The organism is Nitrosopumilus zosterae (assembly GCF_025998175.1).
Classification (GTDB): Archaea; Thermoproteota; Nitrososphaeria; order Nitrososphaerales; family Nitrosopumilaceae; genus Nitrosopumilus; species Nitrosopumilus zosterae.
Genome location: NZ_AP026695.1, coordinates 292,048 through 308,050, shown reverse-complemented (window position 1 = coordinate 308,050; position 16,003 = coordinate 292,048). Strand labels below are relative to the sequence as shown.

The 16,003-nt window shown below is 31.6% G+C and carries 23 protein-coding genes; 11 read left to right on the top strand and 12 right to left on the bottom strand.

The features are described 5' to 3' along the window. The first annotated feature begins 205 nt into the window (after positions 1-205). On the top strand, positions 206-664 hold the full coding sequence (locus OO712_RS01845) for an Hsp20/alpha crystallin family protein (protein ID WP_109877019.1): 459 nt from the start codon (positions 206-208) through the stop codon (positions 662-664). Here OO712_RS01845 and OO712_RS01840 read toward each other — a convergent pair whose 3' ends face one another. The 7 genes from OO712_RS01840 to OO712_RS01810 all read right to left on the bottom strand — a co-directional run bounded on the left by OO712_RS01840 (position 665) and on the right by OO712_RS01810 (position 6,045). Beyond that, complete coding sequence (locus tag OO712_RS01840; RefSeq protein ID WP_109876937.1) at positions 665-1,789, bottom strand: DNA topoisomerase IV subunit A; 1,125 nt, start codon at positions 1,787-1,789, stop codon at positions 665-667. Beyond that, on the bottom strand, positions 1,773-3,641 hold the full coding sequence (locus OO712_RS01835; RefSeq protein WP_109876938.1) for a DNA topoisomerase VI subunit B: 1,869 nt from the start codon (positions 3,639-3,641) through the stop codon (positions 1,773-1,775). Before OO712_RS01835 ends, OO712_RS01840 begins: the two co-directional genes overlap by 17 nt. Then, positions 3,628-4,200: a KH domain-containing protein gene (locus tag OO712_RS01830; protein WP_109876939.1), complete on the bottom strand. Its 573-nt coding sequence runs from the start codon at positions 4,198-4,200 to the stop codon at positions 3,628-3,630. Before OO712_RS01830 ends, OO712_RS01835 begins: the two co-directional genes overlap by 14 nt. Continuing rightward, positions 4,197-5,009 carry a serine protein kinase RIO gene (locus tag OO712_RS01825; protein ID WP_200829071.1) on the bottom strand — a complete coding sequence of 271 codons (813 nt, stop codon included), beginning with the start codon at positions 5,007-5,009 and terminating at the stop codon, positions 4,197-4,199. Before OO712_RS01825 ends, OO712_RS01830 begins: the two co-directional genes overlap by 4 nt. Positions 5,010-5,103: 94 nt before the next feature. Then, positions 5,104-5,400, bottom strand: coding sequence for a DUF424 domain-containing protein (locus tag OO712_RS01820; RefSeq protein ID WP_109876940.1), 297 nt, complete (start codon positions 5,398-5,400; stop codon positions 5,104-5,106). Next, complete coding sequence (locus OO712_RS01815; RefSeq protein ID WP_109876941.1) at positions 5,400-5,822, bottom strand: translation initiation factor IF-2 subunit beta; 423 nt, start codon at positions 5,820-5,822, stop codon at positions 5,400-5,402. Before OO712_RS01815 ends, OO712_RS01820 begins: the two co-directional genes overlap by 1 nt. A gap of 73 nt (positions 5,823-5,895) precedes the next feature. After that, positions 5,896-6,045: a DUF5679 domain-containing protein gene (locus OO712_RS01810; RefSeq protein ID WP_200829072.1), complete on the bottom strand. Its 150-nt coding sequence runs from the start codon at positions 6,043-6,045 to the stop codon at positions 5,896-5,898. A 250-nt stretch (positions 6,046-6,295) separates the two neighbouring features. On the opposite strand from OO712_RS01810, the gene OO712_RS01805 reads away from it, so the two are divergent. The 4 genes from OO712_RS01805 to OO712_RS01790 all read left to right on the top strand — a co-directional run bounded on the left by OO712_RS01805 (position 6,296) and on the right by OO712_RS01790 (position 9,301). Further along, positions 6,296-6,796, top strand: coding sequence for a hypothetical protein (locus OO712_RS01805; RefSeq protein WP_109876942.1), 501 nt, complete (start codon positions 6,296-6,298; stop codon positions 6,794-6,796). Between the two features lie 70 nt (positions 6,797-6,866). Then, on the top strand, positions 6,867-8,012 hold the full coding sequence (locus OO712_RS01800) for a DUF373 family protein (protein WP_109876943.1): 1,146 nt from the start codon (positions 6,867-6,869) through the stop codon (positions 8,010-8,012). A 99-nt stretch (positions 8,013-8,111) separates the two neighbouring features. Next, entirely contained in the window at positions 8,112-8,885 is a 774-nt protein-coding gene (uppS, locus tag OO712_RS01795) for a polyprenyl diphosphate synthase (protein ID WP_225866873.1), read from the top strand. After that, positions 8,882-9,301 carry a bis(5'-nucleosyl)-tetraphosphatase gene (locus OO712_RS01790; protein WP_109876944.1) on the top strand — a complete coding sequence of 140 codons (420 nt, stop codon included), beginning with the start codon at positions 8,882-8,884 and terminating at the stop codon, positions 9,299-9,301. The genes uppS and OO712_RS01790 overlap by 4 nt, the downstream gene beginning before the upstream one ends. Here OO712_RS01790 and pyrF read toward each other — a convergent pair. From pyrF to OO712_RS01775, 3 genes are read right to left on the bottom strand one after another with little or no spacing between them, the layout of a single operon-like run. Further along, positions 9,281-10,021 carry an orotidine-5'-phosphate decarboxylase gene (gene pyrF, locus OO712_RS01785; protein ID WP_109877022.1) on the bottom strand — a complete coding sequence of 247 codons (741 nt, stop codon included), beginning with the start codon at positions 10,019-10,021 and terminating at the stop codon, positions 9,281-9,283. The genes OO712_RS01790 and pyrF overlap by 21 nt on opposite strands. Next, positions 10,002-10,688 (bottom strand): hypothetical protein, encoded by a 687-nt coding sequence (locus OO712_RS01780; protein WP_109876945.1) that lies wholly within the window; start codon positions 10,686-10,688, stop codon positions 10,002-10,004. The genes pyrF and OO712_RS01780 overlap by 20 nt, the downstream gene beginning before the upstream one ends. Positions 10,689-10,737: 49 nt before the next feature. Beyond that, positions 10,738-11,739, bottom strand: a complete 1,002-nt coding sequence (locus OO712_RS01775; RefSeq protein ID WP_109876946.1) for an adenylosuccinate synthetase — start codon at positions 11,737-11,739, stop codon at positions 10,738-10,740. Positions 11,740-11,818: 79 nt separating this feature from the next. Between OO712_RS01775 and OO712_RS01770 the strand changes: the two genes are divergently transcribed. Then, on the top strand, positions 11,819-12,280 hold the full coding sequence (locus OO712_RS01770) for a hypothetical protein (RefSeq protein ID WP_109876947.1): 462 nt from the start codon (positions 11,819-11,821) through the stop codon (positions 12,278-12,280). Here OO712_RS01770 and OO712_RS01765 read toward each other — a convergent pair. Further along, positions 12,277-12,558 carry a Fe(2+)-trafficking protein gene (locus OO712_RS01765; RefSeq protein WP_109876948.1) on the bottom strand — a complete coding sequence of 94 codons (282 nt, stop codon included), beginning with the start codon at positions 12,556-12,558 and terminating at the stop codon, positions 12,277-12,279. The genes OO712_RS01770 and OO712_RS01765 overlap by 4 nt on opposite strands. A gap of 78 nt (positions 12,559-12,636) precedes the next feature. Here OO712_RS01765 and OO712_RS01760 point away from each other — a divergent pair, with 78 nt between their 5' ends. From OO712_RS01760 to OO712_RS01740, 5 genes are all read left to right on the top strand, one after another. Then, complete coding sequence (locus OO712_RS01760; protein ID WP_109876949.1) at positions 12,637-12,846, top strand: hypothetical protein; 210 nt, start codon at positions 12,637-12,639, stop codon at positions 12,844-12,846. A gap of 60 nt (positions 12,847-12,906) precedes the next feature. Beyond that, positions 12,907-13,548 (top strand): hypothetical protein, encoded by a 642-nt coding sequence (locus OO712_RS01755; RefSeq protein WP_109876950.1) that lies wholly within the window; start codon positions 12,907-12,909, stop codon positions 13,546-13,548. 119 nt (positions 13,549-13,667) lie between these two features. Then, positions 13,668-13,955 carry a winged helix-turn-helix domain-containing protein gene (locus OO712_RS01750; RefSeq protein ID WP_109876951.1) on the top strand — a complete coding sequence of 96 codons (288 nt, stop codon included), beginning with the start codon at positions 13,668-13,670 and terminating at the stop codon, positions 13,953-13,955. Between the two features lie 152 nt (positions 13,956-14,107). Continuing rightward, positions 14,108-14,704, top strand: a complete 597-nt coding sequence (locus OO712_RS01745) for an L-threonylcarbamoyladenylate synthase (protein ID WP_109876952.1) — start codon at positions 14,108-14,110, stop codon at positions 14,702-14,704. After that, positions 14,701-15,222, top strand: a complete 522-nt coding sequence (locus OO712_RS01740; RefSeq protein WP_109876953.1) for a THUMP domain-containing protein — start codon at positions 14,701-14,703, stop codon at positions 15,220-15,222. The genes OO712_RS01745 and OO712_RS01740 overlap by 4 nt, the downstream gene beginning before the upstream one ends. Here OO712_RS01740 and cgi121 read toward each other — a convergent pair. Continuing rightward, positions 15,214-15,987: a KEOPS complex subunit Cgi121 gene (gene cgi121, locus OO712_RS01735; protein ID WP_109876954.1), complete on the bottom strand. Its 774-nt coding sequence runs from the start codon at positions 15,985-15,987 to the stop codon at positions 15,214-15,216. The genes OO712_RS01740 and cgi121 overlap by 9 nt on opposite strands. Positions 15,988-16,003: the final 16 nt, after the last annotated feature.

The following is a 16,003-nucleotide window of genomic DNA, read 5'->3' as shown; positions in this document are numbered from 1 at the left end:
AAATCACTTTCTTTACAATTTGAACTATAGATGGGATCTTCTGATCTCATAGAAGGACAGAATAATTCTGAGGCATTATTTTTTGACTTAACAATTTCGTCAGGATGTATTTCCATGAGTATAATACAATTAAAGTACAAATAAAAGACATGGTTGTCTCAATACCAAAGATACTTTATATTTGGTAAACCCAAATTTTTACTGTTTGGCAAGTTATAAGGGAGCATATTCAAATGAGCAGTCATTAAATTTTGTAATACCAATTATCGTAATTCTGTTTTTAGGAATAATCTATATCATGACACAAAGAGCTGATTCAGGGTTTGTGAGTTTTATTTTAATTGGTGCAGCAGCTTTAACTATGTTTTATTGGGTCAGAGTTTTAAAGAAAATGACAAAAGATCAAAAACCACTATACACTCAAGCAAGAGAACAAGAAACAAAGAATTGGGTTTACGATTTGATCAAAGGTGAAGGAGAATTTGTTTTTGTAGCTGAAGTCCCAGGACCTGAAGACAAAATTGCAGTTAGATTAGTTGATGGAATTTTATACATTCGTGGAACTGCAGGATTTTCAAAGGAGGTTCCAATAGAAGGTGCAAATGAGATGCAGATATTTGATTTCAAATATAGAAACGGTGTCTTGACACTGAGAATAAAATAATTAAAGACTTTTTGCTAGTTCTAATTTTTGTGGAAGATATTTTTCAGTAATATTTGTAAGACCGTATTTTGAGAAAGCCTCTAATTCTGCCTTTCTTTTCAATCTTAAAAATACATCAAGCTCTTTTTTCCAAATACCATCTTCATATCTAGGATCTTTTTGTAAATCATAACATCGCTTTATGTCAGATTCAGTCATAGGAATCGTAGGGAGTTTATATTTTTCAATATCAGTAGCCCATACTCCCACCCATTTTGCATCAGGAACTGTAAGCTCTCTTAGATGTGCTGCATTTGCAGAACCAGATTTTATAACCATAGCAATATGTTCTCCATACACGTCTCCATCTGTAAGAACAATTACAGGTAAGCCCATTTCTTCATGAAGTCTTTTTAGTAAAGTTCTAGTTGAACGAGGGGCCTGACCGCCTGTATTGATAATAATGGATTTGAATTTTTTATCAATTTGTTCTTCAACAAATCGTGTAAAAAGACCACCTTTTTCAATAGCAATTACAATTTCAGCACTTGTATCAACTAATTCTGCAGTTGTCAAACTTGGACCAATAGAATAACCATCAGGATGATTTGACAAGTTCATGGTTTTTCCTTCATATCCAGGAATTGTATACTCAATATTCAAATCACCAAAAATGGAGCTTCTCTCTTCAGGGAATATGTGAAAATCTTCTCTAGGTTTTGAGGTGACTGCTTCCAAATCTACTATAATGTTATCCGATTCTGATTGATCTTCAAATTCAATTGCAAATGCTTGTGATGAATAATAAACATCTCTCAAAGTAGATGATTTTTTTTCTTGAGTTAATCTATTTGCAAAGAATGCAAGCCACATCAATTGTGTAAAAGATCTTAATTGAGAGGAATTTCTGGAACTTCTAATTGCAGAATTATTTCCCAAAATATATTGTCTCAGATTTTTATCATAAACAATGTTGCTCACAGATCTACTTGGAATGGAGAATTTTGGAAATTGTCCGTTTTCTAGATCTTCATATATTTTGGCACCATGACTTTTAAGCATCTCAAGGATATTCTTTTGTTTTTCATCAGCTTTTTTACTCCGATCTTTTATCTTATTTTTTTCTTTATTAGTTTTCAACTTCATTTTCCTCATCTATTGTTTTCTTAGATTCAATATTTTCATTTTCCAATATTTTTTTAAAATTAGGTTCTTTTTTCTTCCCTGCTAATTCTGTGGCAAAAGTTGCAATTAAAGGAATATATTTTGCATAAAGATTTGCTCGCTTTTTTGCCATATCAGCTTGTCCTCTTTTAGACATGTATGCAGCTAATTTTCTGGACAGGTATTGTAATCCCAATCTGAGCTCTCTTTCTATTTCAGGTCTATCAGCAACATTTTCTTTTCCTGCAGTCTTGTATGGAATTCTAGTAGAGCAAATATGAGACACAATTATGAATGGAGGATCTCCTTTAACCTTGTATCTACCCCAGTCAGTGTCATTAACAACTTTGAGTACTACATCACTACCTTCATCATAGAGCAACGGAATTCTGTTTGCATATCTGTAAACATGTGGTCCACCAGTTTTAATATCGCCACCATAGGCAATTCCCATCTCAATTATGAAAGGAAATCCAGAATATGCAGATGCAGGACGTTGAACTACAGCAGCAAAGTCAGGATTAAAAAATTTCTGTATTCCTTTCTCTAAAGGTCCTTCTCCTAAAGGAGCAAGACAGCTTGGATCAGGTGCAAGAAAATCGTCAAATTTTTGAAGAGAGTCACTCAGGTTAACTAATTCTTGATTGGTCATAGTACCCATTCGCTTTTCAGGTTTGAATCCAGCAAATTCTGCAAATTTGAGTGCAGTAGTAGGACCTATTCTTTGAAATCTTTTAGTCAAAAATGTAGTCAAAGGTTCGCCTTGAACCGTATTAGTTAATTGTTTGAAATAGGAACTTTCAGGATCCATGTCTACAGATTTTGATTGTGAATCACCAAAATCCCAATAAAATAATTTTTTGTTAGGCATATCAATATCTTCAATTTTTATTTTGTTTAGTTTTTCAAAATCCATTTTTAGAAATGACATCAAAGCAATAACTACTCTAACTTGACGTGACAAAGTTTTCCATTTTTTCTTTGCCTTATCCATAATAGCAGTAAAGCTAAGATTTTTCACCGATAATCCTAGATCTTTTCGTACTTTTTCAATCATTGCGTCATCAATATTTGGAATTTCAAATTGAGATTCGACAATCATTCTTCTTATTCTTTCTACATCAATTCCATGAGGATGAGGTCTAATTATTGTTGGAGGTGGAGGGATGTCTTTTACAAATCGTGGATGAGAGAATTTTTCCCCTTTAGGATCATCAAAAGTTATTGATGCATAAGGAGTAATCAAAGAAGTTTCATAAACATAGTCTCTGATTTTGTTTCCTGCTTTAGAATAATCACCTTCTAAACAAATGCTCACTGAAAGACCTTTCTTTGAAACTTCTTTTGTGGTGTGCTTTACAATCACAGGTTTGTTTTTTTGAATATCCAATAATAATTCAAATTCATCTTGAGTGCTTCCATCTACAGAACTTTTCACAGTAACAGGTTTGTTAGTTGTAATTTGTCCATACAGAATTGCCATAGTTGCACCAAGTCCAAACATACCTCTTGCCTGTTTAAGTCCAAATTTGGAACCATACAATACAGTACCAAATGCAAGTGGAATGTGTTCAGGATCTATTCCAGGCCCGTTATCTTTTACAGTCAAAATGTATGGTTTTGGGTCAGATTTTTCAGGATCTACAGCCTTGATAATTAAATGAACATCTGGAAGAATTCCTTTTTGATCACAGGCATCTAATGCATTTTCAACAAATTCTCTTACTGCAGTGTAGAGAGAGCGCGTAGGATTGCTAAATCCGGCTAAATCACGGTTACTGTAAAAGAATTCACTAGGTGAAATTTGGTTAAATTTTTCTTTAATCAAAGACATCTTGATCTTCCCATAATTTCATTTTTTCTTGTTTATCTCTTCGATTTGCAGCTTCTAATTTTGTATAAACTGCTCCATGCATACTTCCACTTGAAATAGAAGATATCGCATCCACAGCTAATCGTAATTTACTTGAATCACCAATAATTGAAACAGTTTTTCCATAAACTGAGATATGAGTACCACTAAGATTTTCCATATTTCGTCTAGCTCTACCACCTTCTCCAATGATCCTCCCTTTTATCCTTTCAACATTGGCATTAGATTTTCCAGCAAATTCTCTAAGATCAATTACATGCAATGCATTTTCACCTTGCAATAAAGTCATAGCATTTTCTGGTGAAAAACCTCTACCAATAGCTGTAACAATTTCCATTGCTTTGAATGGTTGAATTTTTTCTACATCACCTTGAGATTTAATAAAAACTTCACCAGTTTCACCATCAATGTCTAAAGAAACATGACATATAGATTCAATTTTTGATTTCACATTACCCGATTTTCCAATTAAAACAGCAATTCTATCATTTGGAATACGAATTAATTTTTCAAAACTCATTGTACAATTTCCTCAAATAATTTAATTGGATCTTCAACAGAAATTCCTCTTTTATGGAAGAATTTTGTAATGTTATTAATATCTCTTTTAAGAAATTCTTGTGCATTTGGATGTCTAAGATCAACTCCAGAACCTAGATCAAAAACTACTAATCCATTTTCCGTTTTAAAAATATTATATTCTGAAAAATCACCGTGGACCAACTTTGCTTTATTGTAAAGATCCTTAATGATACAAATTGCTTTATGATAATCATCTTCATCAACTTCTGAATATAGTAATAATTTGGATGGAGCGCCATCTTGACCTATAAATTCCATCATCAGGATATTTTTTACAAGGTAAAGCGGTCTTGGAACTGGAATTCCAGCCTCATAGCATTGAGATAAGTTACGAAATTCCTTTTTTGCCCATAGATAAACTAAATTTTTTGTACCTTTTTTGATATGAGAAAATCTTGGATCACCAAGTATGTATGGTTCACGTTTTTTAAAATTTGATGTACTAACCAAATAAATTTTTAATGCTACATTAACATCATTTCCATCAACACCCCAAAAAAGAACTGATTCTTTTCCAGCACTTATAGCTCCATTAACATATGCAATAACATGATCCGTGATCATTTTGTAAAGAGTCATGACAGTTGGTTTATCCAAAACTTCATTGATCACTTTACCTTTTTTGAATCCGTCCTTCAGACCTCCTCGTTTAGATTTAAAAATTAATTTTTTATCAACCTTGGATTCTATCTTTCTACTCAAATCATCAAAAAGTAAATCATCAGACATTACATCATCAGAATTCATATCATTGGACAATGAGTATTATTGAAAAGACTAGATAAAAGAGATTTCCTTTGTAAAAAAATAAACAAGAATCAAAAATCAAATCTTCAGAACATTACATATTAAAAACGATCAGAAATGGAACGCCAGAAATTGTTTTAACTCCATTTTCAGAACCTACTCCAAGATTAATAGACAATGAAATTGTTTCTTTTCCGACCATGTTTATAATCGAAGATTGTTTTAGCAAATTAATCGCTTCGTCTTTTTCAACAAATCGTTGACCATAATAGCTTTCGCTGATATGGATGTTTAATTCATCCTGAATAATTTTTTTCCCTAACAATTCAGCATCACAAATATTGAGCATCATATTTTTTTGATACTCAGTTACACGTACTGAGAACTGCATTACGCATATTTACCCTTCAAAGTAGACTTTGCACCACATGCTTCACAAATTAAAAATGAGATGCGATTTTCTTTAAGGATTTTAGTATCTGGACTTTTACATGTAGGACATTCAAGGTAATCTTTAACATAAATTTGAAATAATCTTGTAAAATCGTCAGGAGCTCGCCGTCCTACAAACATCGCTTTATCACCAAGTCTTTCAGCAGGAACTGCAAATTCTTTTGAGAGATATTGGAGAACTTTATCAGGATCTCTGCGAAGAACCTTTGGAAATTCTGAAAAATTACGAAGAAAAGTTTTTTGTCCTTCCCACATTACATCTACAATAGGAAGTTCAAACCTAGTCGAAGAATCTTCATTATTATCACCTAATTTGTCCTGAATACGTTTGAGTAGTTTTTCATATTCTGCTTTAGTCAATAAATGACAATGTATACTAGACTCTATATTGGTTTTGAAAAAGAGAATTCGAGTGGACTTTTGTTAGAAGTTATTATTTTGGCATTGCGCCAATACGGAATACATTAGTTCCACAAGTAGGACATGTGCCTTTTACAGCTGGACGTCCATTCTTTAGTTTAGTTTCTTTGGGATCTTTGATATCCCTTTTTGCTCTGCATTTTACGCAATATGCTTGAACCATTCTAAAATTTGTCAATCTTACGGGTATTTAGGAAGAGGCTGTAAAATTTATTTAACTATAGACTGGATACACGTAATTTTTTTGGACTGTAAAAAGTAAAAATTATTAAAAAATTCATTTAATATAACCAATTTATAAAAAAAATCTGCGAAATTCAGTACAATAGTATTGTTTTTTCAAATGTTTGTATGTAAATTATAATTTTTTAAATTATTACCAATTATAAACACCCTGACCATAAAATTACAAAATGGCATCAAAAAAAGGGATTGTAATAACGGTCATAATTTTAGCTGCAATTACTGGTGCCAGTTTTTTGTTGTGGTTAGTTCCGCCAGAGGGTGAAACAACTTTTGTAGTATCTGATTATGAGGGGTATCTTAATGGTGTAAAGAACATCCATGAAGTACTGCAAGAATCAATAGAAATTGAATATCAAAACCTCCGTAATGGCGAAATTTCTCCACGAGACTATATTGTAGTAGCAGAAGTCACTTCATCACAAGTAACATCTCAAATTAGTGAATTTGTAACATCAAAACCTCCAGAAATATGGCAAGATAGCTACATTAGCTACATGAACGCAATGAAAAAATTCAAGTCCTATATTGATGAAACCAAGGTATTAGCTAATTTAATTGAAAAAGGAAGCACAGATGCTGAAATAGATGAAGTCATAGAAAAAATAGAATCATTGAAAAAAGAATCTCTTGATTATGCAAGAAATTCCGAAGAGCAAAGACCGAATTAGGCTCAAAACCCAATTTTACTAATCAGAGTGGTTGGAAATCGTTAAAAAGTAATTCTCTAATAGAAATAGAATGTCTCAGCAATCCGACAAGGTGGAAAAAGATGTTAATGCGTCAGCAGCAAATAGACTACTTGTTATTTGTATTGATAGAGATAATGATGTAGGAGAAAAAGCTAGGATTGCTACACCGGTTATAGGCAGAGATGCATGTATAGAGGCAGCTCAGAGATTAGCATTGGAAGATCCTGAAGATGCGGATTCAAATTCAATTTTTGCAGCAATAAAGACATATGAAGATTTGATCAGTAAGGGATACCAAGTTGAAGTAATAACTGTTGCAGGAGTTAAAGATAGAGGAGTTCAAGCAGATGAAAAAATATTAGCTGAGACAAGAAAGGTTTTAGAGAATTTTTCTGCAAATGGAGCAGTCATAGTTTCTGACGGAGAAGATGACGAAAGTGTAATTCCAGTAATACAAAATGTTCTACCAGTAGTATCAGTCCAACGAGTTGTGATGAAAGTAAGTAGAAGTGTAGAATATTCCTATGCAGTTTTTGGAAAATATCTAAAAATGCTTGCTTATGATTCAAAATATTCCAAATTCTTTTTGGGAGTTCCCGGAATTCTTTTGTTAATTGGTGGAATTGCAACTGCATTTGGATATACTGCAGAAATATTTGCAGTACTTGTGAGTATTTTAGGAGGAGCATTTTTGATCAGAGCATTTGATATAGATAGAGCATTATCAAATTGGTCAAAACCAACTCCGATGGGTTTTATCAGAATGTTTACAATGGTTGCAGGAATATTATTGATACTTTCATCGGTTCCTGCTGGAATCAATTCTGTGGATTCAGAATTAATTGAAGCAGATACACAATTAATTTCAAAGATTACAGACAAGATGATAATTGGACAATTTGTTGTTGGAGCATTACCAATTTTATGGATTGGTATGGGAGCAATTTTTGCAGGTACATTGCTTAGTAATTGGATAGGAGGAATTCCAAGACAAATTAGTGATAGCTTAAGAATCATAGTTCTAATTTCATTATATCCAACAGTAGCACAATTCACCAACATTATGATTTATGAAGAAAGTTCATTTACTTTGATTCCACCTTTGTTGGGAGGATTAGCTGCAACATTGATTTCAGCCACTATTTTGTTCAAGAAATATAGAAAGCATAAAAATCAAGAAATGATTTCAGACTAAATAACAGTCTTTAGGAATAAAGATAAATTTCTGAATAACACTGATATCTCCAATCACATACTAATCAAGAGGTGAACGGATATTAGTAAAATAAAAGAAGTGGTTTTTCAATTATCTGGACTTTACAAAATCTATGGAAGAAGGCTAGAAAGAGAAATTCAGAATGGAGACATTCCAAATCATGTTGCCTTAATTTTAGATGGAAATAGAAGATGGGCTAAAAGACATCTAACAATGCCAAAAAAAGGTCATTGGAAAGGAGCCGATGCAGTAGAAAATCTTTTAGATTGGTGTGAAGAATTTGATATTAAAATCGTAACACTGTATGCATTATCAGCAGAGAATCTGAATAGAAAGGATGATGAATTAGAATATCTTTACGAATTGATTCGTATGAGATTAGAAAAACTGTACAATGATCCAAGAATTCATCGATGTAAAATGAGAGTTAAGGGAATTGGAAGAATCGAACTTTTACCAGATTCAATAAAAGAAATTCTTGGAAGATTGGATGAAGCTACAAAAAATTACCATAACCATTTTCTAAATATAGCATTAGCATATGGAGGACAATACGAATTAGTAGATGCTGTAAAAAAAATAGGAGAAAAAATCAAAGATGGTTCATTAAATGTTGAAGACATCAATAAGAAAGAGATCGAAGCAAATCTTTACACATCACATTTACCTCAATCATCCCCAGATATGATATTGAGAACATCAGGAGAGAAAAGATTGAGTGGATTTCTAATGTGGCAAAGTGCATATAGTGAATTGGTGTTTATGGATATTTTTTGGCCAGAGTTTAGAAAAATTGATTTGATGAGAGCAATTAGAACTTTTCAGGAAAGAAAAAGAAGGTTAGGAAAATGATTGAAGAAACATCAGCAGGAATCGTGATATTCAGAAAAGAAGATTCAAAAAACTTATTTTTATTATTGCATTATCCATCTGGGCATTGGGATTTTGTAAAAGGAAAAATGGAAGTGAATGAGACAACACATCAGACTGCAATTAGAGAAACAAGAGAAGAAACAGGAATAACAGACATCAGATTTATAGAAAATTTTGAAGAATGGATTGAATATAATTTTCAATATCAAGGAGAATTAATTCATAAGAAAGTAGTATTTTTCTTGGCCGAAACAAAAACTGAGAAAGTTGAAATTTCACATGAACATCAAAATTATACATGGATGGATTACAACACAGCGATGGAAAAAACAACATTTGATAATGCTAAAACAGTTTTAACTAGAGCTCAGATGTTACTTTCCAAAACTTTGTAATTGTAATTCTTTTGCAACACTTGAAGGGTTTTTAGAATTTAGTATGGTTCTACCTACAATCAAATAATCAGTTCCAGACGAAATTACTTCATTTGCATTACCACCTTGAGTTCCAACACCGGGAGAAAAGATCTTTAAATTTTTGCCTGCCTTTTTAGAACAGTATTGAATAATTTTTGGAAAAGTTGCTCCAACAACAATGCCATCAACTTTTGCAGCCAAAGCCCAATTTAGAAATAATTGGTATAATTGTTGTTTTCTACCCATTTTGATTTCCATGTCATACGACAATCTAGCTTCGGGGGCACTCATGTGACATAAAGTAATAACACCTTTTCCACTTTTGTGAGATGATTTAACCAAATTTTTTAAACTGTCAAGACCCATGATCGGATTTGCAATTACTGCATCAAAACCTAAATTCCAAAGATGTTCTGTTGTAACTCGATTTGTATTTCCTATATCATTTAGTTTTATGTCGGCAATTGTTTGTAAACCATATCTGTGTGCAGTATTATTGATTTTAAGAATTGCTTTAGCACTGAGTGGCAATAGTAAATGAAAATTTAGTTTAATGCCACACAGAAAAGGATGTAATTGTTTAATATTTTGGATAGTTTTTGTTTCCAGGTTTTTTACAGAGCGATCATAATCATTTGCAAGGATTACTTTTCCATTAATTTTAGAGATCTGCGAAAGTCTAGTTTGGAAGGTGACCATAATCAACTAAAGGATGTGTGTCTTTTAATTTTATTATTTTGATATAAGAATAACCATGCTCAGAAGGATTTTCCACAAAGGACGGTAATGTTCCATCTGTAGTTGAGAATTTTAAGAACGGTTTATCAGGATCTTCGTCTAAAACTACATGACAAAAATATGACGTTCCTTCATCATTAAAGTTCATGAAAACTCCAATTAACCATTTATCATTACGTGGAAATAAGAATAATGGAAAAGGAATTTCTTCAAAACCCCAAGTAAGTTTTGCTAGGCTGTACAAATCTTCCAATTCAATTGGCTGATATCTATCAAGAGTGCCATTTCCTGGTTGTAATGTTTTAGGAAGGGATTTGATTCTAACGATAGGAGAATAAAGCTTACTCGCATCAGAAGTGGTATCTACAATTGCAGATTCCTCTTTTCCGCCTTTTAATCCATAACAAAGATAATGACCATTATGTTCTAGAGGAGTATAATACACAATTGGTTTTTCTTTTAGAATATCCATCTGCACTGATAATATTTTTTTCCCATTATGATCATGTAAAAAAGATACACGTGGTGCACGCTCAAGTGCACAAACGAGCCTAGTAAATTCTAAAGTTGAATGTACTTGAATGTAACGTGGGAATTTATCAATGGTAGTAGTTTGTAATTTATCCACAGATGTTTATTGTAGATTATCAAATTAAACTTATCCAAAAATTTGGAGCCTAGTTTCTTCTATCAATTACATCATTAACTGCAGGACCAGTACCAATAATTGTTACAGGCGTATTTAGTTCATTTTCAATATTTTTTATGAACGATTTTGCATCATCAGATAATTCATCAAAGGATGTTTTACCTGCACAATCTGAAAAAAGTACATCTAATTTTGTAATAGAGATTTGTGTTGCTCCATTAAGCATGATTGCACGCCTAGCTAAATCAAAATCAAAATCAGCTGCACGTCTTTGACGACCTGTGACAGTACCAAATTCAGACCATCCTTTTTTTTCTGCCTCATCTAAAGACAATTCTTTTTCTAGAGGACCAGTCCCAACACGCGTAACATAGGATTTGAAAACAACAATCACCTCATCTACTTTTGTAGGTCCAAGGCCTACATCAGCACAAATACCGGATGCAGTTACATCTTTTGAGGTAACAAATGGATATGTTCCATGCCATAAGGAAAGAAAAGTTCCTTGAGTACCTTCTACCAAAACATGTTCATTTTTACTTAATGCAGTGTTAATTTCTTGGGGAACATCCGTGATAATAGAAGACAATGAATCAAAGTCCTTTGCAAGTTTCAAAACTCTCATGGCTCTATCAGCATTAGCAGGTCCTGTGCCAGAACCAGTACTGCCAATTTTATCTTTTAATTCACCTTTAGAATCTCTAATAAGATGAGTTTCCTCAATGATTCCACAGTGTTTATCAATAAATGAACGTCCTGAAACTTCAAAATCATTAATTTCTTTTTTAAGAACTTCGGGATTAATTACAACTCCTGGACCGATCATTACTTTGGCATTTTTATTCAAAAAACCACTTGGGAGCATTCGAACTTTATACACTTTATCACCATCTCTAATGGTATGACCAGCATTAGGGCCAGCACCACCACGAACTATAATTGTAGGATTATCTTTGATTGCCAAATATGAAATTATTTTTCCTTTCCCTTCATCACCAAAAAATCCGCCAACAACTACAGTTGATGTCATGTAGTGCAATTCTATTTCGTTTATTTAAGCTAAAGTATTACCACATGATTTTATATTCAGCAATAATTCGATTAGATCGATGGTAGGAGAAAATTTTGCTGGAAATATTATAATTAATTTAGCTAATCTTCCAGATTTTCTAAGAAATCCAATTCTTAAAAAAAGAATGATGGAATTTTTTTCATTGCCCGAATTGGATCAAAAGGAAGTGATCAATAATGCGTTAGAAGCAGGTCCAACAATCCCATTCCCTAATTTTTCAAAGCTTTTCAGAACATGGCTCAAAATTTTAACTACACTTTCAGAAGAACAGAGAAAAGGATTGTTTACAGCATATATTGTAGAAGTTGCCCAATCACCTCAAAAATTAATTTCTTTTAATTTAGATGGAATTTTAGAAGTGTTTTTAACATTAGAAGAGAATGAGAAAGAAATTCTTGCTGACACCATAAAAAAAATCATCAACGACTTGGATGAAAATGCAAAAAGAAGGGTAATGATAGTTATACCAGATAATGCTAAAAAACACTTGAAATTTTAGGCATTAGTAGGCTCATCAGGTTTACGATTATCCTCATTTGTATAATCTATAACTTCTCCTTCAGGAGACAATACGCCTACAAAGATCTTTTCATGTTTTTTCAATAATTTCCTATGATCAAGCATAGACATGTCAAGTTTCATCTCATTCATTACCATTATTTGATATTCTTTCCATTCAGCCCAACACTTGTTACAAGTAGGATATTTCTCAGCAACAACACCTAATTGTTCAGTATCAGGAATAGGATTTTTACATTTGGTACAAATACGACTCATAGAAATTATCAATAATAAACTACTTTTATCTTTTTTTGAATCTAAAGTAATAATAATTAACAAAGACCAAAAGCCAATATGAAGATAAAATGCCCCAAATGTAAAGAAGATGCAGAATTGGCAATGGATTTTTCAGTTGTAAAATGTGGTTCGTGTGATTTTGATATGAGTTATGGAGAATATGTTAAATTTGTTGCACATAATGAATCTAAATATTCAGATATTCTCGGAGATTATACTGGAAGTACAGAAGGTCATACTTCGGGATCTTTGGATGAATGGGATTAACAACAGGGTAAAATCATTCATCAGATTAAAATAATTAGTTCAAAGAGGTTCTAAACATCATTGGAATTTTTGTTAGAAAACATCCTTAATCTTGTAGGGTTTTTAGTAGGATTAGTCATAGGAATAATGTCAATTATAGGATTTAGAAACACTGGAAGTCCTACATTATTTAGATTATCAATTGCATTTTTGTCAATTAGTTTAGGATTTTTTGTTATATGGATGGGTTACATTATAGAAGATTTTGTTATAAAATCTGGAACCATAGAACGATGGGTGCAAACTTTAGGAATTGCAATTCAAACAGTAGGATATTTTTTCATTGCACTTTCACATAGCATAAAATCGTTTTTTCCTAAATCAAGTTATTTTAGATCAGTAGGAATCTTACCTTTATTCTTAGTTTCGTCAGTTCAATTAGAGCATATTTTCAGATCAGTGTCTTTCATTTTGTTAGCATATGGTGCAATAGAAACAATGTTATCATATTTTGAAAATAAGAATAAAGGGGCGATTTCAGTAGCTGTTGGTTTAGGACTTTTAGCATTGGGCGAATTTTTAGGATGGTATTCTTTTGTATTTCCCGAATCAATATTATACACAGCATCAATGACAATCAAAATTGGAGGATTAGTAGCATTATTCATTCCAATAAGTAAAGTCCCATTAACTAGGATAAAGTTTGATGATGATTTCGAATAATGTGAATACAGGCTCAGAAAAGCAGAGATGAAAAAATTGTCAAATTCTTTTATCTTTTTTGTTTATTGGAAAATATCAATGAACTCTCATAGAAATTAGAATGATATTCCATTAAGTAAATGGCAGAATATAGAACACATATGAAAATCATTGGAGATATTCTATCAACGACTAGAGATGATCTACAAGACGAGGATGGAGCAACAGTAACATACCTAATTAGAAAAGCAAATATTTCTCATTCAAGAATTTCTAGAATTCTAAAAACATTAGTGTCTCAAGGACTTTTGGAACAAATTGATTCTCAAGGTTCAAACAAATATAGAATTAGTCAAACAGGCAGAGAATTCCTTCAAGCATATAACACATTTACAAATTTTGCAGACAATTTTGGATTAAATATTTAGTTTTCTACATCAAAGTCATCATCAAAATCATCTTCAAATTCTGTATCTTCATAATCAGAAGGAGTGGACATACTTTACAAGTGAAAATACCATTCTATTAAAAATGTATTCAAAAGTAAATGATAATTAAACAAAAAAAACTATAATGAACAATGAAAGTGAAATGTGATCAAGATGGAATAAAGAGAGCAGTGGAGATTATCAATAGAGGAGGGATCATAGTTTACCCAACCGATACAGTATATGGTATAGGATGTGATCCATATAATGGTGAAGCTGTAAAAAAAATTTATGATATTAAATCTAGAAATATCTCCAAATCATTACCAGTTTTAACATATTCAATTAATACTGCAAAAAAAATTGTATTTTTAGATGAATTCACAGAAAAAATTGTAGAAAAGTTTTGGCCAGGTCCCCTTACGATAGTTTCAAAATTAATTGATGAAGATTTAAAAAAAACATTAAGTTTGAATGATAAAATAGCTATAAGAGTTCCCAAACATGATTGTATATTAAAAATTTTGAAGGAATGTAAATTTTTAGTAGGAACTAGTGCAAATATTTCTGGTCATCCATCATTTACCAATCCAGATGAATGTTTTAGAAGTATAGAAAACTATGATATCTTTGTTGACGGAGGAACAATTACAAGTAAAGCAGAATCAACTATAATTGAAATAGAAAATGAAAAAATCAAAATTATTCGAGAAGGTTCGTTAAGTAAAGAGGATATTTTAGAAGTATGAATTTGATAATTACTTGTGCCAGACATCTGGAAACAGAAACTGAGGATGAATTAAGAGACATTTTAGAAGAATATGGAGATTCTGATGCAAAAATCTCAATCACAAATATGTCAGGTATTTTGACTGCTGAAACGAATCTAAATCCTGTAGAGGTGGTAGGAAAAATGAAAGAAATGCTACTTGATGAGCCATGGAGTATAAGATATTGCCTAAGAGTAATTCCGATTCAAAGAATTGTTGAAACAAAAATTGAAGAAATTGAAAAAATTATCTCCGAAGATTCAAAACAGATTTTGGATGGAGAAACATATAGAATTTCAATAGAAAAAAGAAATTCAGACATATCCAGTCAAGAAATTATTTCAAAAATTGCAAATAAAATAAAAAATAAGGTATCACTTGAATTTCCCGATAAAATTATTTTAATTGAGATTTTGGGAAATAAAACAGGAATTTCTATTCTGAAAAAATCAGACATACTAAGTGTAGAAAAGACAAAGCGCAGTATATCAGAGTAAGACTGCGGCTTTTTCAACCAAAATATCTTCTAAAGGATTTTTTGAGTATGCAGAATCGATTTGTTTTTGTGTAATTTTAAAGTGTTTTTTGAGAAAAGAGTCATTTTTTTTGGAAAATAAATTCACCGATAGTGTAGACAAATCATCAAACAATAAATTTAAAAATTTTTTATTCCCAATAGCAATTAGAATAAAATTAGTTCGGGGTTTTATTCCTGCAGTCATTATTGCATCAGATATTTGGGTAGTCAATGCAAATCGCATCAGGATATCTGTTTCAAGCTTATTTGAAAGTAAAATATTATTTTTTTTAGATTCAAGAGATAAGGATAAGATTTTTTTTAAATGATATACATTCATTATGAAATTACTTGATACAGCCTGAAATAGAATTTTGGGATATTTTTTTCTTAAATCATCAATAAATTTTACACCAATTGTTGATTTACCTTTGATTTCAATTATTTGGATTTGTTTTGACAATATTTCAAAGGTGATTTTTTTTGATGTTCCTCCATGAATTACTGGAATAATACTCACAAGATCATTATTTTTTATTATTGTAGATTTTCCATTCATAGCTGAAGAATCTACACCATTGATTGCAATTAGAATATTTTCTATATCCAATTTTGGTGAGTCAACAGGCTTTAATTCTAATAATAATTCTAATAATTCTTGAATAGAGATATCAGATTTGTCAATTTCCAAAATTTCTTTCAAAAAAGACTTTTTAGCACCTCCAACTAGTTTTACGGCAATCATACGAATCTAATCAAAA

Excerpts from the sequence above, each read along its gene's own strand:
- OO712_RS01840 (WP_109876937.1), bottom strand. The coding sequence starts at position 1,789 with ATGAAGTTGAAAACTAATAAAGAAAAAAATAAGATAAAAGATCGGAGT.
- OO712_RS01835 (WP_109876938.1), bottom strand. The coding sequence starts at position 3,641 with ATGTCTTTGATTAAAGAAAAATTTAACCAAATTTCACCTAGTGAATTC.
- OO712_RS01830 (WP_109876939.1), bottom strand. The coding sequence starts at position 4,200 with ATGAGTTTTGAAAAATTAATTCGTATTCCAAATGATAGAATTGCTGTT.
- OO712_RS01825 (WP_200829071.1), bottom strand. The coding sequence starts at position 5,009 with ATGAATTCTGATGATGTAATGTCTGATGATTTACTTTTTGATGATTTG.
- OO712_RS01820 (WP_109876940.1), bottom strand. The coding sequence starts at position 5,400 with ATGCAGTTCTCAGTACGTGTAACTGAGTATCAAAAAAATATGATGCTC.
- OO712_RS01810 (WP_200829072.1), bottom strand. The coding sequence starts at position 6,045 with ATGGTTCAAGCATATTGCGTAAAATGCAGAGCAAAAAGGGATATCAAA.
- OO712_RS01805 (WP_109876942.1), top strand. The coding sequence starts at position 6,296 with ATGGCATCAAAAAAAGGGATTGTAATAACGGTCATAATTTTAGCTGCA.
- OO712_RS01800 (WP_109876943.1), top strand. The coding sequence starts at position 6,867 with ATGTCTCAGCAATCCGACAAGGTGGAAAAAGATGTTAATGCGTCAGCA.
- OO712_RS01790 (WP_109876944.1), top strand. The coding sequence starts at position 8,882 with ATGATTGAAGAAACATCAGCAGGAATCGTGATATTCAGAAAAGAAGAT.
- pyrF (WP_109877022.1), bottom strand. The coding sequence starts at position 10,021 with ATGGTCACCTTCCAAACTAGACTTTCGCAGATCTCTAAAATTAATGGA.
- OO712_RS01775 (WP_109876946.1), bottom strand. The coding sequence starts at position 11,739 with ATGACATCAACTGTAGTTGTTGGCGGATTTTTTGGTGATGAAGGGAAA.
- OO712_RS01770 (WP_109876947.1), top strand. The coding sequence starts at position 11,819 with ATGGTAGGAGAAAATTTTGCTGGAAATATTATAATTAATTTAGCTAAT.
- OO712_RS01765 (WP_109876948.1), bottom strand. The coding sequence starts at position 12,558 with ATGAGTCGTATTTGTACCAAATGTAAAAATCCTATTCCTGATACTGAA.
- OO712_RS01760 (WP_109876949.1), top strand. The coding sequence starts at position 12,637 with ATGAAGATAAAATGCCCCAAATGTAAAGAAGATGCAGAATTGGCAATG.
- OO712_RS01750 (WP_109876951.1), top strand. The coding sequence starts at position 13,668 with ATGGCAGAATATAGAACACATATGAAAATCATTGGAGATATTCTATCA.
- OO712_RS01745 (WP_109876952.1), top strand. The coding sequence starts at position 14,108 with ATGAAAGTGAAATGTGATCAAGATGGAATAAAGAGAGCAGTGGAGATT.
- OO712_RS01740 (WP_109876953.1), top strand. The coding sequence starts at position 14,701 with ATGAATTTGATAATTACTTGTGCCAGACATCTGGAAACAGAAACTGAG.
- cgi121 (WP_109876954.1), bottom strand. The coding sequence starts at position 15,987 with ATGATTGCCGTAAAACTAGTTGGAGGTGCTAAAAAGTCTTTTTTGAAA.